Source organism: Nostoc sp. XA010, from assembly GCF_020829625.1.
GTDB lineage: Bacteria > Cyanobacteriota > Cyanobacteriia > Cyanobacteriales > Nostocaceae > Nostoc.
Genome location: NZ_JAIVFX010000042.1, coordinates 16,481 through 39,889, shown reverse-complemented (window position 1 = coordinate 39,889; position 23,409 = coordinate 16,481). Strand labels below are relative to the sequence as shown.

The window sequence follows — 23,409 nt, the reverse complement described above, 5'->3', positions numbered from 1 at the left end:
ACGGTGCAAACAGTGCGAGAAGTTTTGCATAGATGGGAAAAGCTCGGTTTAGAGGGGCTTTGGGAAAAACCAGGACGGGGAGGAAAATCAAGGTGGGCAGAAGCAGATATGGTTTTTTTAGAAGAATGTTTAGAGCAAGAACCACGTACATATAACAGCGTTCAGTTAGCCCAAAAATTAGAAAAAGAACGTTCAGTAAAGTTAAGTCCTGACTGGTTAAGGCAGGTACTAAAAAAAAGGGGATTATTTGGAAACGAACTTTGAATTTGCCATAAGGGAAAACAAGACCCGGTAGTACAGCAAATCAAACAAGCTGACTTAGAAATGCTGGAATTATCTGCGGCGGCTGGAGAAATCGATTTAAAGTATGTGGATGAATCAGGGTTTTGTGCGTGGAGTGAGCCAAGTTATAGCTATTACTTTCGAGGTCAGCAAAAACGCTTGGAGCAGAGTAAACGCCGAGGTCGAAGGTTGAGTATTATTGGGTTTCTTCAACCCTTAATTAGTTTTGTATACGGTCTGGTGATTGGCGGCGTTTCACGCAAATCTTATATACACATGATGGAACGGGAAGCAGCCGAAGCTCAAACAACAGGACGCGTCAGAGTAATCGTGCAGGATAACGGTCCAATACATCGTTGTAAAGAAGTACAGCAATTATGGTCAAAATGGGAAGACATGGGGAAAGTACATCTTCTTTTTACCTAAATATTGTTCTGAGATGAACCCAATTGAATTGGAATGGCAACACCTTAAAAAAGATGAATTAGCCGCGAAAACTTTTGAGGATGAGTTAGACCTTGCTTATGCTGTCATTGATGGAATTCAAACAAGAGGAGAAAAGGGGAACTACAGTATACAGCGTGTTAGATTTAACTCTAACTCTTCTGCTTAATTGTTTGTTACATACTTATAAATTTTCTCCACGACTTACTTAATTCTGTGGTGTATCGTGGCATCAAGTTGTCAGATCGCACGCCTGTTATTCTCAAAGTTCTCAAACAGGACTATCCTACGGCATCGGAACTCACCCGCTACAGGCAGGAGAAATTACGCGATCGCTTAACTTAGAAGGCGCGATCAAGGCATATAGTCAGCAGGAATATCAGCGCACACTGATTATTCTTTTAGAAGATTTCGGTGGAGAGTCTCTGGAACGATGGATACAGCAGCGTCCAGATTTCTGCCCTATGCCCTTATCAGCTTTTCTATCCCTAGCCATTAAAATCACAGGTATTCTGGGCAGAATTCATGCTGCTGGTGTCATTCATAAAGATATCAACCCTAGCAATATTGTCTTCAATCTAGATACTGGGGTCGTTAAATTTATTGATTTCGGAATTGCTACTCGATTTAACCGCACCAATCCAACCTTCAAAAACCCTCATGTTCTAGAAGGCACTCTTGCATATTTATCTCCAGAACAAACCGGACCCATGAACCGTTTGCTTGATTATCGTACTGATTTTTACTCCCTTGGCGTAACGTTCTACGAACTGCTCACTGGACAGTTACCGTTTACCACAAGAGACATTCTTGAACTTGTCCATTGTCATCTTGCCAAATCACCTGTTCCGCCTCATGAACTGAAGACAACGATTCCCAAAGCAGTTTCAGATATCGTTTTGAAACTAATGGCAAAGAATGCGGAGGATCGCTATCAGAGTGCTTGGGGTACAGGGCGAACGCACGGCATTTCTGAAACCCCTGCTGGATAAGGATCTTGACGAAAAAATAGGCTAAATTTAAAAACGTTGAAACCCTTGCTATTAAAGGATTCTTATACTTTAGATGCGTTTGCCCTGGCTTGGGGTATTAAGGCAGATTTAGAATGGTGCGCTCAACAACTTACAGACATAAGACAAATTGATGAGATTCAATTAGGTACTCAAGACGTTCGAGATCAATTTCAAATTCCGCAAAAACTGTATGGACGCGAAGCAGAGATTGCCACATTATTGACGGCATTTGAGAGAGTAGCCGGAATGGGCAATGTTAGTGAAGCCTCCTGCCAAGGAGAGAAAAGCAGAGAAAATTCTCAATTTAATGTCGAAATGATGTTGATATGTGGCTATGCTGGAGTAGGGAAATCTGCGTTAGTGCAGGAACTCTACAAGCCCATCACAGCAAAGCGTGGGTACTTCATTTCGGGCAAATTTGATCAATTTGGCAGCAACATTCCCTACAGCGCGATCGCCCATGCCCTACGAAAATTGGTGCAACAACTGCTGGGTGAACCCGATGAGCAGTTGAAACAGTGGCGAAATCGACTTCTAACGGCGTTGGGAAGCAATGGGCAAATCATCATTGATGTCATCCCAGAAGTTGAATTGATTATTGGCAAGCAACTGCCTGTACCGGAAGTTGAGGCAACGGAAACTCAAAACCGCTTCAATCGAGTCTTTGGGCAGTTCATCCGGGTATTTAGTTCAGCAGAACATCCCTTAGTGATCTTTCTGGACGATCTTCAATGGGCAGACTCAGCAACACTTAAGTTGATCGAGTTGATGATGACGAATGCCCAGACGCAATATCTGTTTTTGATTGGAGCCTATCGAGATAATGAGGTGAATTACTCACATCCACTAACGATAATGCTGGAGGGACTCAGACAAAAGGGAGCAACTACCAGCCAAATAACGTTAGCACCGTTGGGACTAAACGCGATCGCACAACTGATTGCAGAGACATTACACAGTGACATCAGTACAATCATCTCATTGGCAGAATTAGTATTGCAGAAAACTGACGGAAATCCCTTTTTTGTCAATGAGTTTTTGAAAACACTCTATGCAGAAAACTTGTTAAGCTTCGACCTTGAAAATCTCAGTTGGCGATGGGATATCACTCACATTGAAGGCAAGAACATCACCGATAATGTGGTCGATTTGATGCTTGGCAAACTGAAAAAACTGCCTCCAGCAACCCAGCAAGTTTTACAATTCGCCGCTTGTATTGGTGCTGATTTTGATTTAAGCACCCTCTCTATCATTTGTGAAAGCTCATCTGAGGAAATTTTCCCGCAACTGATAGCAGCGGCTCAATCAGGTTTAATTGTGCCGACATCTGAGTTAGATGAACAACTCTTAGTTCAGGATTACAAATTCTTGCACGATCGGGTGCAGCAAGCAGCTTATGCCTTAATCGATGAGTCGCACAAACAAGTTGTTCATCTCCAAATTGGTCGCAATTTACTCGAAAAGACTTTGCCGGAGCGAATATCAGAGCGGCTATTTGAAATTGTCGATCATCTTAATTATGGGATTGAGCTTGTCTCCGAGCGAGCAGAACGAGATGAAATTGCCAGATTAAATTTAATCGCAGGTCAGAAAGCAAAAGCAGCGATCGCTTATGGTGTGTCAAAAAAATATTTAGCTACAGCAAGAGTTTGGCTGGCAGCATCTAGCTGGCAAACAGATTATGACCTGAGCTTAGAATTATACACAGAAACAACAGAAGTTGCTTATTTGTGTGGCAATTTTGAGCAGGTGGAGTACTGGGCAGCGATTGTTCTGCAACAGGCTAAAACGGTTCTTGATAGCGTGAAAGTATACGAAGTCAAAATTCAAGCTGGCATGGCACAAAATCAACCGTTAGAAGCAATCAACACTGGATTACAAGTGTTGCACCAACTGGAAATTTGTTTTCCCAAACAGCCAAGTCAGTCAGATATTCAGCTTGAACTAGATGCAATCTCATACCTTCTGAGTGAAAAGTCGATTGAGGACTTGATTCATTTGCCCCAAATGTGCAAGCCGGATAAGTTAGCAGCAATGAGAATACTATCCAGAATTACGATTGCGGCCTGGATAGCTATTCCTAATTTAATGCCGCTACTGGTATCTAAACAAGTCAGCTTATCATTTGAATATGGAAATGCCTTTGCGTCTCCCTTTGCTTATGCCAATTTTGGATTAGTTCTGTGTGGGAATGTGGGAGACATCGAGACTGGCTACGAGTTTGGACAGTTAGCGTTAAGGCTATTGTCTCCACCTAAGCCCCATTCACTCAGAGCTAGAACATTGCTCATTGTGAATACCTTCGTCATTCATTGGAAAGAGCATGTAAGAGAAACATTACAGCCTCTTTTAGAAGCCTACCGAAGTGGCCTAGAAACCGGAGATTTAGAGTTTGCCGCCTATGCTGCTCACACTTATTGCTTTAACTCCTATGTTGTCGGAAATGAACTGGTGGAAGTTGACCACTATATGACAATATACAACGCAGCAATCCATCAAATCAAACAGGAAACAGCATTAACCTGGAATCTGATATTTCAGCAGGCGATCGCGAATTTGATGGGATACTCTGTTGATCCAACCCGTCTAATGGGCAAATTCTACAATGAGGAGGACGAATTACCAAAACATGAAGCAGCAAATGATGGAAGTGCAATTTTTAATGTCTATTTCAATAAAATTCTGCTGTACTACTTATTTTCGGAGTATGCTCAGGCTGTTGATATCTCAAACATAGCAGAACGTTATTTTATCTTAATAACAAGCTCCCCTATTGGCCCTTTCTACTGCCTCTATGATGCTCTGGCAAGACTTGCAATTTACCCTGAAAGTAGCACGCAAGTACAGGAACAAATTCTCAAAAGAATTGCGGTTAGTCAGGATAAAATGAAGCAGTGGGCACATTACGCGCCCATGAATTATTTGCATAAATATCATTTAGTACAAGCCGAGACTGCACGGGTTTTAGGTCAGTTGTTTGAGGCAGAAGAGTTCTACGAACAAGCAATTCTTGGAGCGAAAGAAAATGGCTATCTTCGAGAAGAAGCCTTATCCTATGAATTAGCTGCCAAGTTTTATCTATCTCGTGGCCGAGAAAAGTTTGCCCAAACCTATATGAAAGAAGCTCACTACTGCTATGAACGGTGGGGAGCAACTGCGAAAGTAAGAGATTTAGAAACTCGCTATCCGCAACTATTGCCTCAGCCGTCGCGCATGGCTGACATATCAAACCGCACAAATTCTAAAACCACCTCTAATAGTCCAGGCATCGCTTTCGATTTAGCAGCGGTGATAAAAGCATCGCAAGCGATCGCTTGTGAAATTGAACTGGAGCAGTTACTCAATTCCTTGATAAAGATTTTAATAAAAAATGCTGGTGCACAAAGCGGATTCCTGATTTTGGAAAACGCCAAACAATGGGTGATTGAAGCTTGTGGTGAACTAAATGATGGTGATGGTGAAAATGTCTATGCTACGCAAGTACTGCAATCGATCCCAACTGCAAATCACCTTCCTGAGTCAATTATTAATTATGTTATTCGTACCCAAGAATCTATTATTTTAAATAATGCAGCTCATCAAGGTAATTTTATCAATGAGCCATACATTCAGCACAATAAAATTCAATCAATCTTATGTTTGCCCCTTCTGAATCAAAGTAAGCTAGTTGGTGTGTTGTATCTTGAAAATCAATTAGCTGCTGGGGCATTTACACCAGAGCGAGCGCAAGTTTTACATTTACTATCAACTCAAGCAGCCATTGCCATCGAAAATGCTAGGCTCTACTCAAAGCTACGTGAGAGCGAAAGTAAAATGACTCAATTTCTGGAAGCAATTCCAGTCGGTGTTGCAATTTTAGATACATCGGGTCGCCTTTATTACTTCAACCAGCGAGCAACTCAGCTATTGGCCAAAGATATCGATCCTTCTCTGACACCCAATCAACTTGCACAGGAGTATCAAATTTATCTAGCTGGAACGGAGCAAAAATATCTAACTGAGAGAATGCCAATTATCCGAGCGCTAAGAGGTGAACGCACTAAAGTTGATGATATAGAAATTCACCGCAACAACGCTACAATTCCCGTTGAGGTATGGGGAACTCCTGTCTTTGACGAGCAGGGCAATGTGACTTATGCGATCGCCCTCTTTGGCGAACATCAACCGGATGTGACTTTGATGGATTTGCGAATGCCGCAGATGGGAGGAGTGGAAGCCATTACTGCGATTTGTGCCCAATTTAAACCTGCCCGAATTATTGTGCTAACCACTTATGATGGCGATGAAGATATCTATCGCGGATTGCAGGCAGGTGCAAAAGGCTATTTGCTCAAGGATGCAAAAGCCAACGAACTTCTTAATGCCATTCGCATGGTTAATCGCGGTCAGCAGTACATTCCACCTGAGGTGGGGGCAAAGCTGGTGCAGCGCATGAGTAACCCAGAACTGAGCGAACGAGAGCTAGAGGTACTGCGTTCGATGGCGCAAGGAATGAGTAATTCAGATATTGCAACTGCTCTAACTATTGGTGAAAGTACTGTTAAATCTCATGTTAATCGCATTTTCAGTAAATTGGGAGTCAGCGATCGCACTCAAGCCGTAATTATTGCGGTTAAACGAGGGATTGTCAGTTTGTAAGCTGTTCTTTTGGTTAACTTTCGATTCCAACTTTAGTTGGAGTTAATCTTCCATTGTGAGATGGGTTAAAAGATCGTCCATGCGACTAAATAAAAGTGCCAACTGTGAGTGGACGACAACCCAGAATCAATTGCATATATTAAATTTATCCAAACACACATAGCAATCTAATTGCAAGATTCAAGTTTGCTGAATACAGATGGCACACAGAGGAATGTAGGTGTAGTCCAACCCAGGTATCATACCTCGCAATTCGCAATTCGCAATGGGCTAACGCAATTAAAAAATTTAGATGCAGCAAAGCTTTCAGGGTTTACATCTGTATCAGATTTTTCGTGAAATGGTATCACTTGCGGTAAACATACTTCTCCTCAGAAACACTGTTAATTATTTGTCTCACCTTCAACCCAGGATCGCCAGCAGAGTTGATGGCAGCAATTATCGCTGCAAGTAATGAGGTGCTTTGATCCTCAATCTCACAATTATTAAGACGTAAAATGATGAATACCGAATTGAGTAAAAATAAAGTTGCAATTGTCAGCCGGGGTGAAGACCTCAATTGGTTCGATACAATGCCTGGTGAGCAAATGGCTATCCGCGTACCCAGCACAGATGTTGGCGGGGCTTTCACAATCCTCGAAGTGCGTGTCCCTCCGTTCTCAGGCCCGCCACTTCACTATCACGAACACAGGGAGGAGATATTTGAAATACTTGAAGGCAGATTTCGCTTTCACTGCGCGGGTGAAGAGTTCGAGGTCGGGTCTGGAACAACGGTTGTTGTACCCCGTAACAGTGTGCATGGATTCGTGAAGTTGGGGCCGGGAGTCGCTCGGATGCTTTTCATCTTCGTACCGGGTGATATTGACGAATTCTTCCCCCAAATAGGCCAAACGCCGCCTGAAGGTTGGACTGATCTTGCATCTCAGCACGACACTTGGATCGTCGGAGCTCCTCTGTCCGCCAGCTAAAGAGGCTGCAAACGATTAAAGTGCGTTGTAACTCAAAAAGCTTGAGTGTTCGCCATTGAGCGATCGCTCAATGGCGAAATGGAGCCATAAGAGCTAAAGCCAGCACACCAGATAACACCTAAAACCAACACAGGAGATGAAAACCCCTTGGGAAGGATGCGATCGCCTCCAGAACAATGCCGCGAAAATAACAAAGCAAATTGAAGCATGGTTGCCAGTATCCACTAGTAGTTCGCCAAGGGAACTTGGCGGGGTAAAGGGACTCATGTTTTAAACCCCTTCCCCTTTAACGTGAACCCCTTTTCCCAGTCCTCACCTAACAATTTTGGGTTGGTCAGATCACTAGTACCGACTACGATTTAGCGTTATCCAGCTATTCTGCCTAAAAATCCCCCAGCTGATTGAAGATAAAATTGAGGCATTTTGTTAAATTCCAACTTTAGTTGGAGTTAGTCTTCCATTGTGAGATGGGTTAAAAGATCGTCCACTCGACTAAATAAAAGTGCCAACTATGAGTGGACGACAAATCGCAGCCGATTGCATATATTAAATTTATGCAAACACAGATAGCACAGAAAGAGATGTAGGCATAGCCCACCGCAGGTATCACTTGTGGTAAACATACTTCCCCTTGGAGGTACCAGTGAACAATGATTGTAAACAGCGTTTATTATTTGTCCCACCTTCAACCCAGGATCGTAAACAGGGGATGTTAAGTGCCACTGTGGTACTGGTGATGTATGGAGATTATCAATGTCAAAAGAGTGCGGATGTTTATCGGTTGCTGAAAGTCATTGGGCGACAACTGAGTATTTCGTTGGGAGAGGATTATTTGTGCTTTATTTTCCGCCATTTTCCGCAGATACAAATTCATTCTCAAGCTCTACATGCGGCGGAAGCGGCCCAAGCGGCGGCTGTTCAAGGTCAGTTTTGGCAAATACATGACATTTTGTTTATCCATCAACAACAGTTAGCAGATGGTTATTTAGTAGAGTATGCCAACGATCTAGGGCTTGATATCTCCCAATTTCTGCAAGATATGTGTAAGCATGTGCATCTTGAGCGCATCAATCAAGATATCGAAAGTGGCACCCGCAGTGGAGTAACGGCTACCCCAGCTTTGTTTGTTAATGGGATTCGATATAGCGATCGCTGGAATATTGAGCAGTTGATGGCAGCCATTATGACTGCAAGTAATTAACGCTAAGACGATCACTCGAATCGTGAGTGAGCCAGAATACGGGCAAATCATTATGGAAAACAAATAAATTTTAGTTCGTTACGTCCGAAGCTATTCCAAAAATGAGAAAGTAAGAAGTTATGCAAAGAAGAACCAGTTTTGAAAGTAAAGGTCTAAATTGTTCTGTCACGTTTTACACTCCAGATAAAGCAGTATCGGGCGTTAGCTGCGCTCGCCGTTCGCGTAGCGTTCCGCAGGAAAGGCATCGCCTTCCCTCCCTTGTTATGGCTCATGGAATTGGCTTGACGAAAGAAATGGGACTACCGCAGTTTGCCGAGAAATTCACTCAAGCTGGGTTTGTCGTTTCGCTGTTCGATTATCGCTACCTTGGGGCTAGTGAGGGAGAACCTCGTGGGCAAATTATTCCTACCGAGCAGCATGAAGACTACCGCAATGCCATCACTTGGACTCAACTACAAAGTGAAGTTGACCCTGACCGCATAGGTCTGTGGGGCTTCTCCTATAGCGGTGGTCATGTACTGCATCTGGCCGCATTCGATCGGCGTGTGAAAGCGGTTGTGGCACAGATGCCTACAGTGAATGGATTTCTCAACTCCCGCCGCCTGACTTCTCCACTTGAACTCGAAGAACTCACGAAGTTGCTTTCACAGGAGCGGATAAAACGGTATCAAACCAAAGAGGTGAGCTACTTCCCGTTAGTTGCTCCACCCGGTCAACCCAGCGTGCTATCGACACCCGACGCTTTCAATTGGGTTGAATCGGCTAAGAGTGCCAGCGAAGCGAGATGGGAGAATCGACTCACCTTTGAATCGGTTGAACACTGTCTTTATTACGAACCGATTCCTCACATAGAGGCAATCTTTCCCACCCCCCTATGCCTGATTGTGGGCGAGAAGGACTTTCTTGCACCTGCCGATTTAGCCGCCGCTGTCTATGCGCGGGCGATGGAGCCAAAGTCTCTCACAATCTTGAAAGGCGGACACTTTGATGCCTTCGAGGGAGAGGGCTTCGACATTGCAAGTACAACTGCCTTGAGATGGTTTGAGAAATATTTGAAATAAACCTGAAGCACCTGTTTTGTAACTAAGTTGTACCTTCGGTTGAATTTAGATTCCAACTTAAGTTGGAATCAGCCTACCATCTTTAGATTGACTAATTCATCAATCATACTATTGTGTAAAACAGTCAACCCAGGGTTGACTACAAGTTCGAGTCAATTTTTTATATTGAATTCATGCAAACACCAATAGCAAATCAGTTACAAAATTCAAATTTGCTGGATACGAGATATTGCATATCGAAGCTTTGCTACTAACCCTAATAATTTTAAGGAGATAAATCATGACTCAGAGAACATGGCTGATTACTGGTGCTTCACGGGGCTTGGGTGCTGAGATTGCGAAAGCAGTTTTGGCAGCAGGTGACAGATTAATTGCCACCGCCCGCAATCAAAACGATTTGCAACAATTCGCAACCAGTAAAGATGCATTAGTACTGAGCATGGATGTCACCGATGAGGCTCAGGTAAAAGCAGCGATCGCCACAAGTCTAGAAAAATTTGGACAAATCGATGTGTTGGTCAACAATGCGGGATTCGGCTTGCTAGGAGCTGTCGAAGAGTGCAGTGCCGAAGAGGTTGAGAGCGTTTATCGCACCAATGTCTTCGGGCTACTAAATGTCACCCGTGCTGTGCTACCCAGTATGCGTCAGCACCGCTCTGGACACATCATTAATTTATCGTCGATCGGTGGCTATCGCTCCTCCCCAGGATGGGGCATCTATGGCTCAACCAAGTTTGCCGTCGAAGGCATTACCGAAGCCCTGCATGGGGAGTTAGCCCCGTTGGGGATTCACGCGACGGTGGTTGAGCCGGGATACTTCCGCACTGGTTTTCTCGATAACAGTTCGCTACGTCCGAGTGCAGTGCAAATCCCTGATTATGCCCAGACGGTCGGGAAAATCCGTGACGTAGCGGCTGGACTTAACTACCAACAGCCAGGAGATCCCACTAAGCTCGCCCCAGCCATTTTTGAGATTGTCAACACAGACGAACCACCTCTGCGGTTACCTCTAGGCACAGATACACTTCAGACAATAGCCGAGAAGAACGCTTACGTCGAGCAAGAGACGGCAAAATGGCGAACTCTAGCTGAGTCTACCGATTTCAGATAACGAGTGGAAAACTCAGCCATGAAAAGACAGCCTCATCTCTGCTGTTTTTGATTGCATGGGAAATACTCATAGAGCAGGCAGCCTGACGTTTCGATTCGATAACAAAGACAAAATAGCGTTTTCTACACAGACTTAATCCAGAAACAGGTTTTATGAAAAAATACACCACCGCCCCCCACCGTAAATTACTAATTAGCTTTGGATTAATTGGCTTTGGTTTGATGATAGCCACCGCAGTACCTGTGGCCAGTGCTACAGCCGAGCCAAAGCAAGCAGAGATTCGCAAGATTGTCCAATCTAATCAGAGCCAGAATAAAGAAATAGTACGCGTTGGCTTTGCTAAATGGGCAAATAACACTGGTAGTATCTTCGATCTGCTGGCTGATGATGCGGAATGGACGATTACAGGCAGAAGTCCAATTTCCAAAACCTACACCAGCCGCAAGCAGTTTTTGGAGGAAGCCATAGTACCAATTAACGAGCGATTGAGCGCCAGAATAGTACCCAGTGTCCGAGGTATTTATGCCGAGGGCGACACGGTAATTGCCTTATGGGATGGAACAGCAACAGCCAAAGACGGCAAACCCTATACCAACACCTATTCCTGGTATATGACCATGAAAAATGGGCGTATTGTCAAGGTAGTAGCATTCTTCGATACCATTGAGCTTACCGATCTGTGGCAACGCATTCCTGTAAGTAAAAAGAATTGACAAACTATTGAAGTTCAAGGCGATCGCTAACATTTTGAAAACGAAGCAATGATGAGCTTGAAATCGCACCCACGATACCTTTCGGACGTTCCAGATTAAATTTGTACAACTTATTTTTACATGACGCCTATTAATGACGCACCAGAATAATCAAATTAATTGCGTCTACCAAAAATTCTTTTCAATAGGATCTGAACCAATCAGAAAATCAAAATTACCTTCCCCCCTACTTCTCTTCAATGTTTCCATGATTTTTTTAGGGTTATCGTGGGGACCATTCACATAAAATGGTTTCCCGTCACGATCACATTCAATACGTATACTCCCATCCCATTCTCCGATATGCGAACGCGATTTTTCAAAGTCTTTGTGTGGTTGAAACCCTAAGCTTTTTGCATATTCGCAAGCACTAAATATCATCCCTTGGGCAACTTCAAGGGGAACCTCTTGCGGTTTTCCGGGAAATGGCTCGAATAGTGATTCTGTAAATTCTTTAAATTTTATCCTGTCTACTGTGCGTGGTGGTATGGTATCTTTAACGCCCAAGCACCATATATCTAAAAGGTAACTACAGAACGTGATTTGATTGTATCGAGCAACTCTTGCAATAACTACCAATCCTAAACCGCGATCAATATCGTCATTGTTTTTTACAGGTAGGATTTTTGTCAGCAGATTTTTGATGCTGTTTTGTGGTGGAATTTTCGGTAACAATTGGATAAGACTCTCACTTGCTAAACACTGATATACTGGGTCTAGTTCTCCTTTTGTCAATCTATCTAATGTGGTTTGCTCTGCTTGATTTTGAATCGCTGCATTAACGGATGATACTTTGATACCCAGTTTTCGGGCTATTTGTTTGGGTGTTAAATTCAATTCCCGTAAATCCATGATTTCTTGTTGTTGTATTCCTGTCATAAATTACTACTTTCTACAAACAACCGGGAGCAGAAGTATTAAACCAAAACAAGATGTTATTAATTTAATACCACAACGAATCACAGAAAGCATTGCTTCTTTGTTGCATTAATCCCTAATTTCCGACTCCAAAACCTTCAACAATTTCTCTTCTAAAGCCGTCAAATAGGTACGATTCAGCTTCAACAACGATTCCAAAAACCTCTGCACCGATTCTTCTAACGAACTAGAATACACTCGATTGATGCGATCGCTGATTTCTTTGATCTGCTCACATTCAGCAGGCAAGTAATCGTAAGACTTCAGGTGTTGCAACCCAACGGCATACTCGCCATCCCAGGTTTTGACAGTACAACTGAATTCGCCCACATGGGTAACTTACAACCGAACACCAAAGAAAAACTTGTGTTTCGACTTGGTGAGTTAGTTGAGTTTCGGTTTCATGGCGATGACCCACCAATTCAGATTATCCAGGGCATTTTTAAGCTATGTAGGCAATAACTAAGGCTCTATTCCTTCATCAATCCAAGCATCAATTGCTGTTTTTACGTTTAATTCAGTCACGGCAGACCATTCTTTTTCGTTGATAGTTGTTTTAAATACCGCTCTTTTACCGTGACCAACTTTTTCCATTGAGTGTCCGCGATACAAATTTTTAGGCTTAATCATTTTTCTTAATCATTAATCATCTTTATAGAATATTATAAACTGTCGCTCAATAAGAAGAGTAGTTTGATTTTCTATGATGGCTGCTGATTTAGGGGATTATCATAACTGTAGTGTTAAGTTTGTAGTGATGAGGACATGGGATCAGTTAAATTAACTTTGTTTTCGCATTTAAGAACTTATTCCTTATTTCAAGCACCATCGTCATAGTTTTGGGGTAGTAATTACGAGTTACGAATTATCAATTACGAATTATCCTGATGAGGTTTTTACTTCAGCAGATTCTATTGCGCGGGTGAGTGATTACGATTTGGAGCGCGTGCGGTTATGACCGAAGAGGCGGAGGGGCAGTTCTCGCTCTTAGCAGGGGGAGCAATGCCTGTCCCGTTCGCGCAGCGTCTCTTAGAGTTGCCGTGAAGCGGAGCGGAACATGGGTATTAAGCCCCGCCATAAAGGGCGTTCTCGATTGGTCGGAGTACAAGATCCGTTACTACCTCCCCCCTGCTCCCCGCTCCCTGCTCTCCTGCCTCTTTTGACAATCTACACATTATATTATCGTGGCGCAATCCGAAGCGAGGGCATTTCAATCTCTTTATACCCCAATACGCTTGGGATAAGGTTTTTTCTCCTCCCCTGCTTCCCCTGCATCCTCTGCTCCCCCTGCCTGCCTCAACGAATAAATTTCTTAACCCAAGCGTATTAGTTTATACCCTCCCAAAAACTGGCTGACTTTTCACGGGATGTGGAAAAGTCAGCAAAAACTGGAAAGGTAAACACCTTCCACTGTTAGCGCCAACTCTACAACTGCTCAAATGGTGGAAGTCTTTAGCCCATACCGAAGCTGAAAAAAGAGTATGAGCGTCAGTTTCTGCTGGTTCTTCATTCTTCGGCAACAGTTAATTGACCTTTGGGTGCAAAGACAGCAACAGTCCAGTGCAAATATGACAGTCTTACTGAGTCAATTACACTGCAATTTTCCAGCAGAATTTTAATTTTGAAGCAAAACATGGGACTGGCTATTAGTTACCAAATTATCACACAAAAACATGGCGGTTCTTTAGAATGCATTTCCCAACCAGGAGTTGGTGCTGAGTTTATTATTCGTATTCCCCTTCAGCAATTTGTGTAAAATTAATACATTAAAAGCGACAGCAATGTTTAAATTTTCATCTTTATGGCTTTGGTTTTTGTTTAAACACCCAAAAGACAGTTGAGCAACCGTAATGTAGCTGCTGCGGCATAATTACGCCGTGTCCCAAGATTAGGAGAAAAGGCATTTCCAGTTTCGTTGAGGGGAGTTGCAACACCGCAGTAGACAGACATCTCTGTAATTGGTTTTTTCGCCCAATGGGTTAAAGGCATACAGATGTACGCCTTTACCTCGTCCAAAAGCTTACCCCTTGATGACAAAACCCCGGCATAAATTACCTAAGTAATTGCGAACTGCTTAAACCAGAAGTGTTTCGGCTTTTCAAGTGTGCCATTCCAATATGTACTGTTGTTTCCTGCTGATAGACACTTGAAATTGAGAACTGCCCACCACAACGTTCGACAATTTTTTGGACAAGCTTTAAGCCCATGCCTGTGCCCTGCTGTTCGTAGGTTTTGCGTTCAAACTGCATGAAAGCACCGATTTTAGATATCTGTTCTTCTGTCATGCCGCATCCGAAATCATGGACGGAGACATTTAGCATTCCTGCCACAACCTGACTACTGATCTTAATAGCTGTCCCACTCTGGGAGAATTTGAGCGCATTACCAACTAATTCATGGAGGATAATCGCTAGATATCGATCTGATATTGACACCTCAGCCTCTTCAATTGCAAAGATGAAATCGTTGCTGCGATTAAGACTTTGAGGATGAGATTGCAAAGCTATTTCAATCGCTGCCATTGAAAAGTGAGTTGACTGAGGTTTGCTGTTTGGCTGCTGGTGTGTTGATAACTCTAGTTCTAAATAGATCAAAAATTGTTTGGTTAATTTTTCTAGGCGACGGACGGATTGATCTGCCATGCCTAAAAGTTCACGAATTTCGGCACTATCCATGTGGTCAATATCTTCGATAAGTAGGCTGATGGTTCCGACAATGCCATTTAGTGGGGTATTGAGTTCATGGGGTAAAGTAGAAACCAAATTGCCGCGCAGTTCATTCAGTGTGCTTTCTAAGACTTTAATGGTACTTGCTTGGATATTCGATAAAGTTTGGATGTTGTCGTACTGTTGCTTAATCCTGAGCATTGAATGAATGCGTGCCCGCAATTCGACAGCATTGACGGGTTTACTAATGAAGTCGTCTGCACCTGATTTTAGGCAGCGAGCGAGGTCTTCTTTGGCGGTGAGAGCCGTTACCATGATGATCGGAACTGGCTGCCATTGCGGCATGGCTTTAATTCGCTGGCACACTTCTATCCCATCCATTCCCGGCATCATCAGGTCTAGCAAAATCACATCTGGCTGAAATAGGTTGAGGGATGCGATCGCCTCTTGACCACTGGCAGCATAGTGCAGCAGATAATTTTGCTTACTTAAGAGGGTTTCAATGACATCAAAGTTATCGGGTTGATCGTCAATTACTAAAATAGAGGGCATATTCATTTGTTAGCCTTTATTTCAATTAAAAGCTGTTGAATCGTGGTCGCCAGTTGCTTGAGTTTCACGGGTTTAGTTAGGTACTCGTTGGCTCCTGCTTCCAAACAGCGATCGCGATCGCCCGTCATGGCTAACGCCGTCAAGGCAACGATGGGAATATCAATCAAGTTAGGATCGAGGCGAATCTGTCTCATTGCCTCTAGACCGTCCATTCCCGACATTTGGATATCCATCAAAATTAAGTCAGGCTGGTGAGTTGTCGCCAGGTCGATTGCTTCTTGACCATTTGTTGCTAACAGAATGCGATAGCCCTTGGCACCGAGATAGCTAGAAACTGTACTGATATTGGCTTCGTTATCTTCTGCTAGCAAGATCAGGGGGGCAGGGTGCGAATTGTTGGCAGGAGGGAAATCCAGTTTGAGAGTAGCAGGGGGTTGATTACCTGCTGTCAATTCCGGCGAGAAGGGAGAACCGGGAATACAGGGTAACTCAATCGTGAAGCAACTGCCTACATCCAGTTCACTGGTTAGCCCCACCCTACCGCCGTGGAGTTCGACAATTCGCTTCACTAATGCCAGCCCCAAGCCTGTACCCGGATATTGACGGTTTAGGGTGCTATCGATTTGGACGAAGGACTGAAACAGTTGTTTGATATTCTCTGGCGAGATGCCGATGCCTGTATCGTTCACGGCAATTCCCAGGAAGTGTTGCAAGGAGGAATCGTTAATGGCGATGTTGGGGGAAAGTTGAACAACTTCTAGGGTAATGCGTCCCCCCTCTGGGGTGAATTTCACCGCATTGTTAAGCAGGTTAATTAACACTTGCCGAATGCGGCGTTGATCCACGAGCAGGTCAGGTAGATTCAGCTGAAGTTTGATTTCAACCTTAATCCGTTTTTGGAATGCCTGCTGTTTGATAAACGCCAGACTGGATTGGCACAGCTCAGCGATTGAAGTTGAGGTGCATTCCAGTTTGATCTGTCCGGCTTCAATTGTTGCCAGATCAAGGATGTCGTTGATCAACTCCAGCAAATGAGAGCCGCTCCCCTCAATGATTTGCAAGGCTTTGAGTTGTTGCTCGTTGACGATGCCAAAGACTTCCTCTTCTAGCCCTTCGGTCATGCCCAAAATGGCGTTGAGGGGGGTGCGAAGTTCGTGGCTCATGTTCGCCAGGAATTCGTTCTTAAGGCGGGTGGCGCGGGCGAGTTCTTGGTTAGAAACTGCCAGTTGTTGATTGCTCTCGGTTAGCTTTGCCTCTGCCTGCTGTCCTTTTGCGAGTTCTTGCTGTAATTGCTCAAACAGACTCGCTTGCTGAATGGCGATCGCTAACTGGTTGGCAATTTGTTGCAGGAGTTGCGCTTCTGAGTCTTTCCACACTCGTTTTTCTTGGCAGGCATGGACAACCAAAACCCCCCACAGCTTGTGAGTTTCCCACGGGGCAACCCAGCGATGGGTTTCGCTGCTTCGCACGTCTTGTAAAATCGGTGCGATAATTTTCGACTGGATTTGACCTTCAATTGCGTATTCCACTAGGCAATCCGTCCAAATATCGTTCATCACATCGGGGACAATGCGCGGCTTGCCCTGCCAGTAGCAATCGAGGATTTCTGGAGACCAGGTTTCGTCGTCCCAGTGGCGGTCTTTGAGGGAGGGGAACTCACCTGATAAGGCTTCTTCAACAATTTGACTTCTACCGTCAGCAAAGAGCCGGAAGACGATGACGCGATCGCTGTGCATCACGTCTTTGACCTGCTGAGTCACTGTTGCCAGGATCTCGTTGATATCTAGGGACTGGCGAATTTTTTGGATAATCGCCCCCAAGGCGTGTTGTCGTCGCAGTTCCAGGGCAATTCTCGCTTCGGCTTGCTGCCGCACCAAGAGTTCCGACTGGATTTGCTCGTAGAGATTCGCTTGTTGAATGGCGATCGCTAACTGGTTGGCGAGTTGTAGGGTAAAGTCAATTTCAGACTGCTGCCAATGGCGGGTTGTCGCACATTGATGGATGCACAGTAAGCCCCACAATTTATTACCGCAGAGAAAGGGCATAATCAGATTGGCACGCACCTGAAACTCAGCCAGCATATCAGTGTGGCAGCTTGTCATCTCACCGTTATAAATATCATCGACAACATAAGACCTACCCAAGGCATAGAGAGATGAATAGTTTTTGCCAAAGCAGTGGTCGTGTACCCGAATCGCCACCACTGAGGAAAACCCTTTTACAGCTGATTCAGCCACAAATTCGCCGTCATTAAAGTTAGATTCGGGATAAAACTTGAAAATGCACACCCGATCGGCCTGAATCACTGAGCGGATTTCCTGGCAAGCGGTGTCAAAAATGGTCTGGAGGTCTAGGGATTGACGAATTCTCTGAGTGATTTCTCGCAGCAGTTGTTCTCGTTCGACCTGTTGGCGAATGGTTTTTTCGGCTTGTTTGCGGTCGTTAATATTAAAGTTAACCCCAATCATGCTCTGGGCAATCCCCTGAGCATCTCGCACCACCACCCCATAGGCTTTAATAAAGTGAATACTTCCATCGGGATGCACCACCCGAAACTCGGTATCGTATTCTGCCTGTCCTAAAACGGCTTGCTGGATTAATGTTTCGCCGGGGGTGCGGTCATCGGGATGTAGCCTGTTTGCCCAAATGTTGTAGACCACATGGGAATCAGATTGTTTCGTCATACCATACAATTCGTACATCCGCTCATCCCAAAGCATGGTGTTTTGTACAATGTCCCAATCCCAACAGCCGATCGCTCCAGATTTGAAGGACAAGGCGAGGCGCTGCGATAGTTTATCGAGTTGGGCTTCAGCTTGTTTGCGCTGGGTAATGTCCCGAAAGATGCCCCGTGTGGCGATCACCTGTTCATCTTCAAATTGACAATTGATATTCCCCTCGACGCTGATTTCTCTGCCATCTTTGGTCAGGAATCTGATTTCGATATTTAAACTGAGTGCGCCAGTAAATAGGCTTTGGATCGCTGTCTGGAAATGCTCAAGATCATTGGGATGGATAACCTGCAAAATGGACAACTGCTCCAGATCGGCATCGTTGTATCCCAAGGTTTCTTTCCATGCCCGATTCACAAATAAAATCCGACCGGCGGGCGAAACGCTTTGGATCAAATCGCTCACGTTGTCGAAGAGATCCCGCAGTTGAGCCTTTCGCGCTTGTAGTTCTTGAGTCTGCTGTTTTAGCTTCACTTCCAAGTCCTGATTCAAGCGATGTACTGGATTATTTGCTACCTGAGACTGCAATTCTGCGGCTGCCCCGACTGCAAATACCTGGAGGATGGCGTGCGTAATGATGCCCAATAATTCACCCTGTTCTCCGGTCACCGCGAACCTGGAGATGGAGCCTTGTTCCATGAGCTGCTGAACCACCCACAGAGAATCGTTGGGTTTTACGGAGAAAATCGGTGTACTGCTTACCGCGTCTGCCAGAGAGGTTTCTGGGTTCAAACCCAATGCCTGGAACTGCACAATATCTCGCTTGTTAACAATCCCCACCGGAATTTGCAGAGGTTGAGATTCGCTGCCAGTTTGCACAATCATCACCGAACTAACGCTGTATCTTACCATGAGTTGGGCGATCGCCAACTTCAGTTCTGATGGGGTGAGAGTTGTTACGCGGTTAAACATTGATCTAAAAGCATTTATTCTTTATTGTTCCCATTAGCACTACACAAGTTGTTTAAACCGCAAAATTTTTAAACGTTGAGAGCGTTGGGGTTTTGGGCAGATCAGAATAATCCGCTCAGAAAATTAAGATTTAGGTATTAGACTTGTCGCTTAATAAGGTAGAGTAACGATTAGCAATTGGAATAAGACAGAAAAATGCTAGACATCAATCGGGTGTTGAAAGAAGACCGCCTGCTGAGGGCATTTACTGGACTAAACCGTAAGGCATTTGATGAATTGTCGCAAGGCCTTGAAATTGTACTCAACCAAGAAGCGATGCCTGCGGCGGGCTACGCCTACGCTAAAAAACAAAAACCCAGGAAGCGGCGTGTGGGTGGGGGCAGAAAAGCAAGATTACAACGAGTAGAAGACAAGCTATTTTTTATATTGTTCTATTCTACTTCAAGTGTTATCCGACCTTTGATGTAGCAGGAGTATTGTTTGACCTACACCGCAGTCGGGCACACCGTTGGATGTTAAGACTGCAACCATTACTGGAAAAAGTCTTGGGACAGAAAATGGCCCTACCACAACGGAAATTGGAAAGTGTTGAGGAGTTTATGGTAAGGTTTCCAGGTGCCAAAGAGGTAATGATTGATGGTACAGAGCGTGCCAATATCACAAGATAGCGGCAGTGATGAGAGCGGATTATAGCAGGAGTGATTGCCCTTATGCAGCGTTTCATGCGATTGCTGTAAGCAAAATTTACACTATTTATACAGAGATATGAACGTCTATAAAAGTATAAATTAAATGTGCTAAAAGATGATTATAGTAAATTTATATACTCTATTGAGGTGAATAACCCGGTAGAGTATTTTTGTGAAAGTGCGCCTAATCGTAGAACCAATAGCAATCACCATTCACCCCTTCAAAATTAATTACATCTGGGCCGTAGATAGGCATAGTATGGTAGATAAATATTACAAGAGTTAGTGAAGTTAATTATAAAAAATTAGTATCTTTTATAACTCAGCATAAACTTGGTTAAACACATTTACGGTAAATTAACTCACACCTGTACCAAACTTCCCTGCGATGCGGATTTTCAATCGCTCTTTGACGGCTGATCGACAACAAAATCACTACACTCGATTTAGCCTACAACTTTAGTCAAGGCAGATTTAGTTCTATTTAGATTTTCTTTACGAATCAGCTCTTAGAAAACATTTGAACATCATGATGATCGAACTGCTGCTAAAAAATAGTTTTTGGTTATCACAGCTACAATCCTCAGATGCGATCGCCTATGTTGAGCATCTCAACGATCCGACAATTCACCAGACAACTGAAAATATTCCCTACCCTTACACCAAAGAACACGCACTACATTGGATTCAACGCCATACAGACATCACTAATCAATACGGAAAACCACATCTATTAGCAATCCGCAATCCACAAGGGCAACTGATTGGCTCAATCGGTATTGGTGAAATTGATGAGAGACATCCTCATGTTGCCGAGCTTGGTTACTGGCTTGCCTCCTCGTATTGGGGACAGGGAATCATGACACAAACCGTTCAGGTTTTTCTCCACTATACTTTCATAGAACTCGGTTTACTTCGTCTTTGGACACGAGTATTTGAGTTTAATTGGGGATCGCGTCGAGTTCTAGAGAAGAATGGCTTTAAGCTAGAAGGCATTCAACGCCAGCACTTATACCGTGATGGCAAGTTGATTGATGATTATTTATATGGATTACTGAAAACAGATTTAAGCTGATCAGCATAAGTGCCACCTTATCAATATCTCGCAAGGGCGATATGTCATTGGGCAGGAATCCCCGGTCTTCAAGGGAACACAGTAATGTAATATCTGTGCGGGGAAAGGGTAAGGGATTTAAAATCTTTTCCCCTGCCCCAAATCCTTTACTTCGTGGGGCCCCCACCTTCCCCCTTGTCCTTAAAAGAGCCAAGTCACGAAAGCGAACTACTAGCTGATTCACGTATTTCTTGAACAAGAAACTTCTTGCAGAAGTCGGGGTGCATAGTAAAGGGGAAAGGGGAAATAAATGGAATTTTCCCTTCAACATGCACCCCAAATCAAATTCCAGTTTAAAATCCAAAAATCAGTATTGATACTATTCGGGCGATCGCCCAATCATCTGTTGCCCGACGGCAGCAATACCGAAATCTCACGTATAACTAATAACTTTAAGAAACCTGACTAAAGAGAGCAACGTCTACAAAGGTAAGCATTCAATTCATTATGAAACCTTTGCTCAAATCAACTTTTAATTTTTTGGGTTCACTAACTGCCAAAACGCTCACAGGTACTACTGTGATTATGTTGTTATGCGCTTTCATGACTAAACCAGTAGTTGCTCAAGTGCCGAGCTTTACCGATGTTGAGGCTGATGTTTATGGCAAAGAGATCCAAGAGGCTGTTCAGAAAGGACTTATTGCAGGCTTCACTTCTAATAATACCTTTCGTCCCACGTTAGAATTAACGCGCGAACAGATGATATCGATGGTAATAAACGCGCTCAGTAAGCTACCCGTAAGTAGTGCGACTGTGCCACACGACCCACCGCCAGCAGCAGGAAACTTATTGAAAGTCACCAGCAAGCCTTTTCGGGATGTAAAGCCAACCCGTTGGAGTGCAGCAATGATTGAGTGGGCAAAATTTAACGGGATTATGCAAGGCTATTCTGATGGCACTTTTCGGCCTACCCAAACAGTAACCCGTGCTGAGTTGATGGCGGTATTGCGTAAAGCCATTCAGTATGCTTTGGAAGGTGGGGGAATTTCAGGTATGAGAAACTTGCAGCAGCCAACAGCCTTCAGTGATATATCTAATCATTGGGCGCAAAAACAAATTATAGAGATGTCTGCTTACTGCGGTGTTGCAACTCCCCTCAACGAAACTGGAAATGCCTTTTCTCCTAATCTTGGGACACGGCGTAATTATGCCGCAGCAGCTACATTACGGTTGCTCAACTGTCTTTTGGGTGTTTAAACAAAAACCAAAGCCATAAAGATGAAAATTTAAACATTGTTGTAGCTTTTAATAGACTTGTCGCTAAATAAGAGTTAAAAAATGATGAAATGAAATTCTAGACTTCGCTTATCAAAATTATGCAGCCATTAAGTAGAAATTCTAAAGTCCAGCTGCAATCAGCATGAAGCGATCATCTAAATCCTCAATACGATTCCTGTATAAACCTGTAGCACCATTGTATCTCTTGATACCTGCGATTGTGTGTTCACATTTAACGCGATCGCAACTTTTTTCTCGGTTGGACTGTTTTTGTTCTTCGCTCAGTTCTTTACCTCTGGGCTTTTTATCTGGAATTTTGATATTAACAAATTCTCTTTGTAAACCCTGAAAGCCTAAATCCACATGAATTGGAACTTCATCTGGAACAAAATCAACCAATTCTTCCTCATCCAACTGTTTTTTATCATGAACCTTACCAACTCTTGCTTTTGTTAGTACCAGCACCCTTTTATCTTGGTCTGTCATCACCAAGTGTTTGCGAGTATAACGCTTTTTTTTACCCGAATAATAGACTTGTCGCGTTATAAAAAATTAGTGTCTGAAACCCTTGCTTTGCCTGGCTCAAAAAATTCAAAACCTTTATTAGGCGGCAAGTCTAATGACTTTTCTGTTTCTTCTGGTCTTTGGGACGTTGAATGGGACGCTCTGTACCATCAATCATCACTTCTTTGGCGTATGGAAAACGAACAATAAACTCCTCAAAACTTTCCAATTTGCGTTCTGGTAAAACCATTTTCTTCCCCAAAACCTTTTCCAGTAATGGTTGCAGTCTTAACATCCAACGGTGTGCCCGACTGCGGTGTAAGTCAAACAGCACTCCCGCTACATCAAAGGTGGGATAACACTTCAAGTAGAACAATATGAAAAACAGCTTGTCTTCTACTCGCTGCAATCGAGCCTTTCTGCCTCCACCCACTGACCGTTTCCGCTGCTTTTGGCTTTTGGCGTAGGCGTAGCCCGCCGCAGGCATCGCATCCTGCTTGACTACGATTTCAAAGTCTTGCGACAATTCATCAAATGCCTGACGGTTTAGCCCGGTAAATGCCCTCAGCAGGCGGTCTTCTTTCAGCACCCGATTCACGTCTAGCATTTCGTTACTTTACCTTATTAAGCGACA

Annotated in this window: 22 protein-coding genes and 4 pseudogenes; 17 read left to right on the top strand and 9 right to left on the bottom strand. The window is 43.9% G+C overall.

Translation table 11 applies throughout. The annotated features are described in order from the left end of the window. Nucleotides 1–3: 3 nt before the first annotated feature. From LC608_RS37715 to LC608_RS31510, 6 genes and pseudogenes are all read left to right on the top strand, one after another. Nucleotides 4–171: pseudogene (locus tag LC608_RS37715) on the top strand (helix-turn-helix domain-containing protein); the annotation flags it as partial. Nucleotides 172–195: 24 nt separating this feature from the next. Continuing rightward, nucleotides 196–730: pseudogene (locus tag LC608_RS31530) on the top strand (transposase); the annotation flags it as partial. Continuing rightward, nucleotides 731–895, top strand: a complete 165-nt coding sequence (locus tag LC608_RS31525) for a hypothetical protein (RefSeq protein ID WP_374108474.1) — start codon at nt 731–733, stop codon at nt 893–895. It begins immediately after the preceding pseudogene. After that, nucleotides 895–1,667, top strand: a pseudogene (locus LC608_RS31520) (serine/threonine protein kinase); the annotation flags it as partial. The gene LC608_RS31525 and the pseudogene LC608_RS31520, both read left to right, overlap by 1 nt. A gap of 96 nt (nt 1,668–1,763) precedes the next feature. After that, nucleotides 1,764–6,377: an AAA family ATPase gene (locus LC608_RS31515; protein ID WP_229557322.1), complete on the top strand. Its 4,614-nt coding sequence runs from the start codon at nt 1,764–1,766 to the stop codon at nt 6,375–6,377. A 497-nt stretch (nt 6,378–6,874) separates the two neighbouring features. Further along, entirely contained in the window at nt 6,875–7,345 is a 471-nt protein-coding gene (locus LC608_RS31510; protein WP_229557321.1) for a cupin domain-containing protein, read from the top strand. Nucleotides 7,346–7,377: 32 nt separating this feature from the next. Here LC608_RS31510 and LC608_RS31505 read toward each other — a convergent pair whose 3' ends face one another. Further along, complete coding sequence (locus LC608_RS31505; RefSeq protein ID WP_229557320.1) at nt 7,378–7,554, bottom strand: hypothetical protein; 177 nt, start codon at nt 7,552–7,554, stop codon at nt 7,378–7,380. Nucleotides 7,555–7,988: 434 nt separating this feature from the next. On the opposite strand from LC608_RS31505, the gene LC608_RS31500 reads away from it, so the two are divergent. The 4 genes from LC608_RS31500 to LC608_RS31485 all read left to right on the top strand — a co-directional run bounded on the left by LC608_RS31500 (nt 7,989) and on the right by LC608_RS31485 (nt 11,431). Further along, nucleotides 7,989–8,546, top strand: a complete 558-nt coding sequence (locus tag LC608_RS31500) for a DsbA family protein (protein ID WP_229557319.1) — start codon at nt 7,989–7,991, stop codon at nt 8,544–8,546. A gap of 119 nt (nt 8,547–8,665) precedes the next feature. Continuing rightward, the gene (locus tag LC608_RS31495) at nt 8,666–9,607 is read left to right on the top strand and encodes an alpha/beta hydrolase (RefSeq protein ID WP_229557318.1); all 942 of its coding nucleotides are present in this window, start codon (nt 8,666–8,668) and stop codon (nt 9,605–9,607) included. Between the two features lie 280 nt (nt 9,608–9,887). Then, nucleotides 9,888–10,718: an oxidoreductase gene (locus LC608_RS31490; protein WP_229557317.1), complete on the top strand. Its 831-nt coding sequence runs from the start codon at nt 9,888–9,890 to the stop codon at nt 10,716–10,718. Between the two features lie 152 nt (nt 10,719–10,870). Beyond that, nucleotides 10,871–11,431 carry a nuclear transport factor 2 family protein gene (locus LC608_RS31485; protein ID WP_229557316.1) on the top strand — a complete coding sequence of 187 codons (561 nt, stop codon included), beginning with the start codon at nt 10,871–10,873 and terminating at the stop codon, nt 11,429–11,431. 165 nt (nt 11,432–11,596) lie between these two features. On the opposite strand, the gene LC608_RS31480 is transcribed toward LC608_RS31485, so the two are convergent. Both LC608_RS31480 and LC608_RS31475 read right to left on the bottom strand, forming a co-directional pair. After that, nucleotides 11,597–12,349, bottom strand: coding sequence for a sigma-70 region 4 domain-containing protein (locus LC608_RS31480; RefSeq protein ID WP_229557315.1), 753 nt, complete (start codon nt 12,347–12,349; stop codon nt 11,597–11,599). Nucleotides 12,350–12,457: 108 nt separating this feature from the next. Continuing rightward, nucleotides 12,458–12,718: a hypothetical protein gene (locus LC608_RS31475; protein WP_229557314.1), complete on the bottom strand. Its 261-nt coding sequence runs from the start codon at nt 12,716–12,718 to the stop codon at nt 12,458–12,460. Here LC608_RS31475 and LC608_RS31470 point away from each other — a divergent pair, their 5' ends adjacent. Further along, nucleotides 12,719–12,850 carry a DUF1392 family protein gene (locus LC608_RS31470; RefSeq protein WP_229557313.1) on the top strand — a complete coding sequence of 44 codons (132 nt, stop codon included), beginning with the start codon at nt 12,719–12,721 and terminating at the stop codon, nt 12,848–12,850. It begins immediately after the preceding gene. On the opposite strand, the gene LC608_RS31465 is transcribed toward LC608_RS31470, so the two are convergent. Beyond that, entirely contained in the window at nt 12,851–13,018 is a 168-nt protein-coding gene (locus LC608_RS31465; protein ID WP_229557312.1) for a hypothetical protein, read from the bottom strand. Nucleotides 13,019–14,021: 1,003 nt separating this feature from the next. Between LC608_RS31465 and LC608_RS37030 the strand changes: the two are divergent. Beyond that, nucleotides 14,022–14,144: pseudogene (locus LC608_RS37030) on the top strand (ATP-binding protein); the annotation flags it as partial. Between the two features lie 62 nt (nt 14,145–14,206). Here LC608_RS37030 and LC608_RS31460 read toward each other — a convergent pair. From LC608_RS31460 to LC608_RS31450, 3 genes are all read right to left on the bottom strand, one after another. Beyond that, entirely contained in the window at nt 14,207–14,377 is a 171-nt protein-coding gene (locus tag LC608_RS31460) for a hypothetical protein (protein WP_229557311.1), read from the bottom strand. 62 nt (nt 14,378–14,439) lie between these two features. Then, the gene (locus LC608_RS31455) at nt 14,440–15,612 is read right to left on the bottom strand and encodes a hybrid sensor histidine kinase/response regulator (RefSeq protein ID WP_229557310.1); all 1,173 of its coding nucleotides are present in this window, start codon (nt 15,610–15,612) and stop codon (nt 14,440–14,442) included. Continuing rightward, entirely contained in the window at nt 15,609–19,250 is a 3,642-nt protein-coding gene (locus LC608_RS31450; RefSeq protein WP_229557309.1) for a GAF domain-containing protein, read from the bottom strand. The genes LC608_RS31455 and LC608_RS31450 overlap by 4 nt, the downstream gene beginning before the upstream one ends. Nucleotides 19,251–19,445: 195 nt before the next feature. On the opposite strand from LC608_RS31450, the gene LC608_RS31445 reads away from it, so the two are divergent. The 5 genes from LC608_RS31445 (at nt 19,446) to LC608_RS31425 (ending at nt 22,250) form a co-directional block, all read left to right on the top strand. Next, entirely contained in the window at nt 19,446–19,718 is a 273-nt protein-coding gene (locus LC608_RS31445; RefSeq protein ID WP_229557308.1) for a hypothetical protein, read from the top strand. 8 nt (nt 19,719–19,726) lie between these two features. After that, the gene (locus tag LC608_RS31440) at nt 19,727–19,918 is read left to right on the top strand and encodes a hypothetical protein (RefSeq protein WP_229557307.1); all 192 of its coding nucleotides are present in this window, start codon (nt 19,727–19,729) and stop codon (nt 19,916–19,918) included. 550 nt (nt 19,919–20,468) lie between these two features. Further along, nucleotides 20,469–21,014, top strand: a complete 546-nt coding sequence (locus LC608_RS31435; RefSeq protein ID WP_229557306.1) for a GNAT family N-acetyltransferase — start codon at nt 20,469–20,471, stop codon at nt 21,012–21,014. A 289-nt stretch (nt 21,015–21,303) separates the two neighbouring features. Further along, complete coding sequence (locus LC608_RS31430; protein WP_229557305.1) at nt 21,304–21,462, top strand: hypothetical protein; 159 nt, start codon at nt 21,304–21,306, stop codon at nt 21,460–21,462. A 38-nt stretch (nt 21,463–21,500) separates the two neighbouring features. Beyond that, entirely contained in the window at nt 21,501–22,250 is a 750-nt protein-coding gene (locus LC608_RS31425) for an S-layer homology domain-containing protein (protein WP_229557304.1), read from the top strand. A 141-nt stretch (nt 22,251–22,391) separates the two neighbouring features. Here the strand turns inward: LC608_RS31425 and LC608_RS31420 are convergent, their stop codons facing one another. Both LC608_RS31420 and LC608_RS31415 read right to left on the bottom strand, forming a co-directional pair. Then, nucleotides 22,392–22,757 (bottom strand): transposase family protein, encoded by a 366-nt coding sequence (locus LC608_RS31420; protein WP_229557303.1) that lies wholly within the window; start codon nt 22,755–22,757, stop codon nt 22,392–22,394. A 130-nt stretch (nt 22,758–22,887) separates the two neighbouring features. Then, nucleotides 22,888–23,382 carry a transposase family protein gene (locus tag LC608_RS31415; protein ID WP_229557302.1) on the bottom strand — a complete coding sequence of 165 codons (495 nt, stop codon included), beginning with the start codon at nt 23,380–23,382 and terminating at the stop codon, nt 22,888–22,890. Nucleotides 23,383–23,409 lie beyond the last annotated feature (27 nt).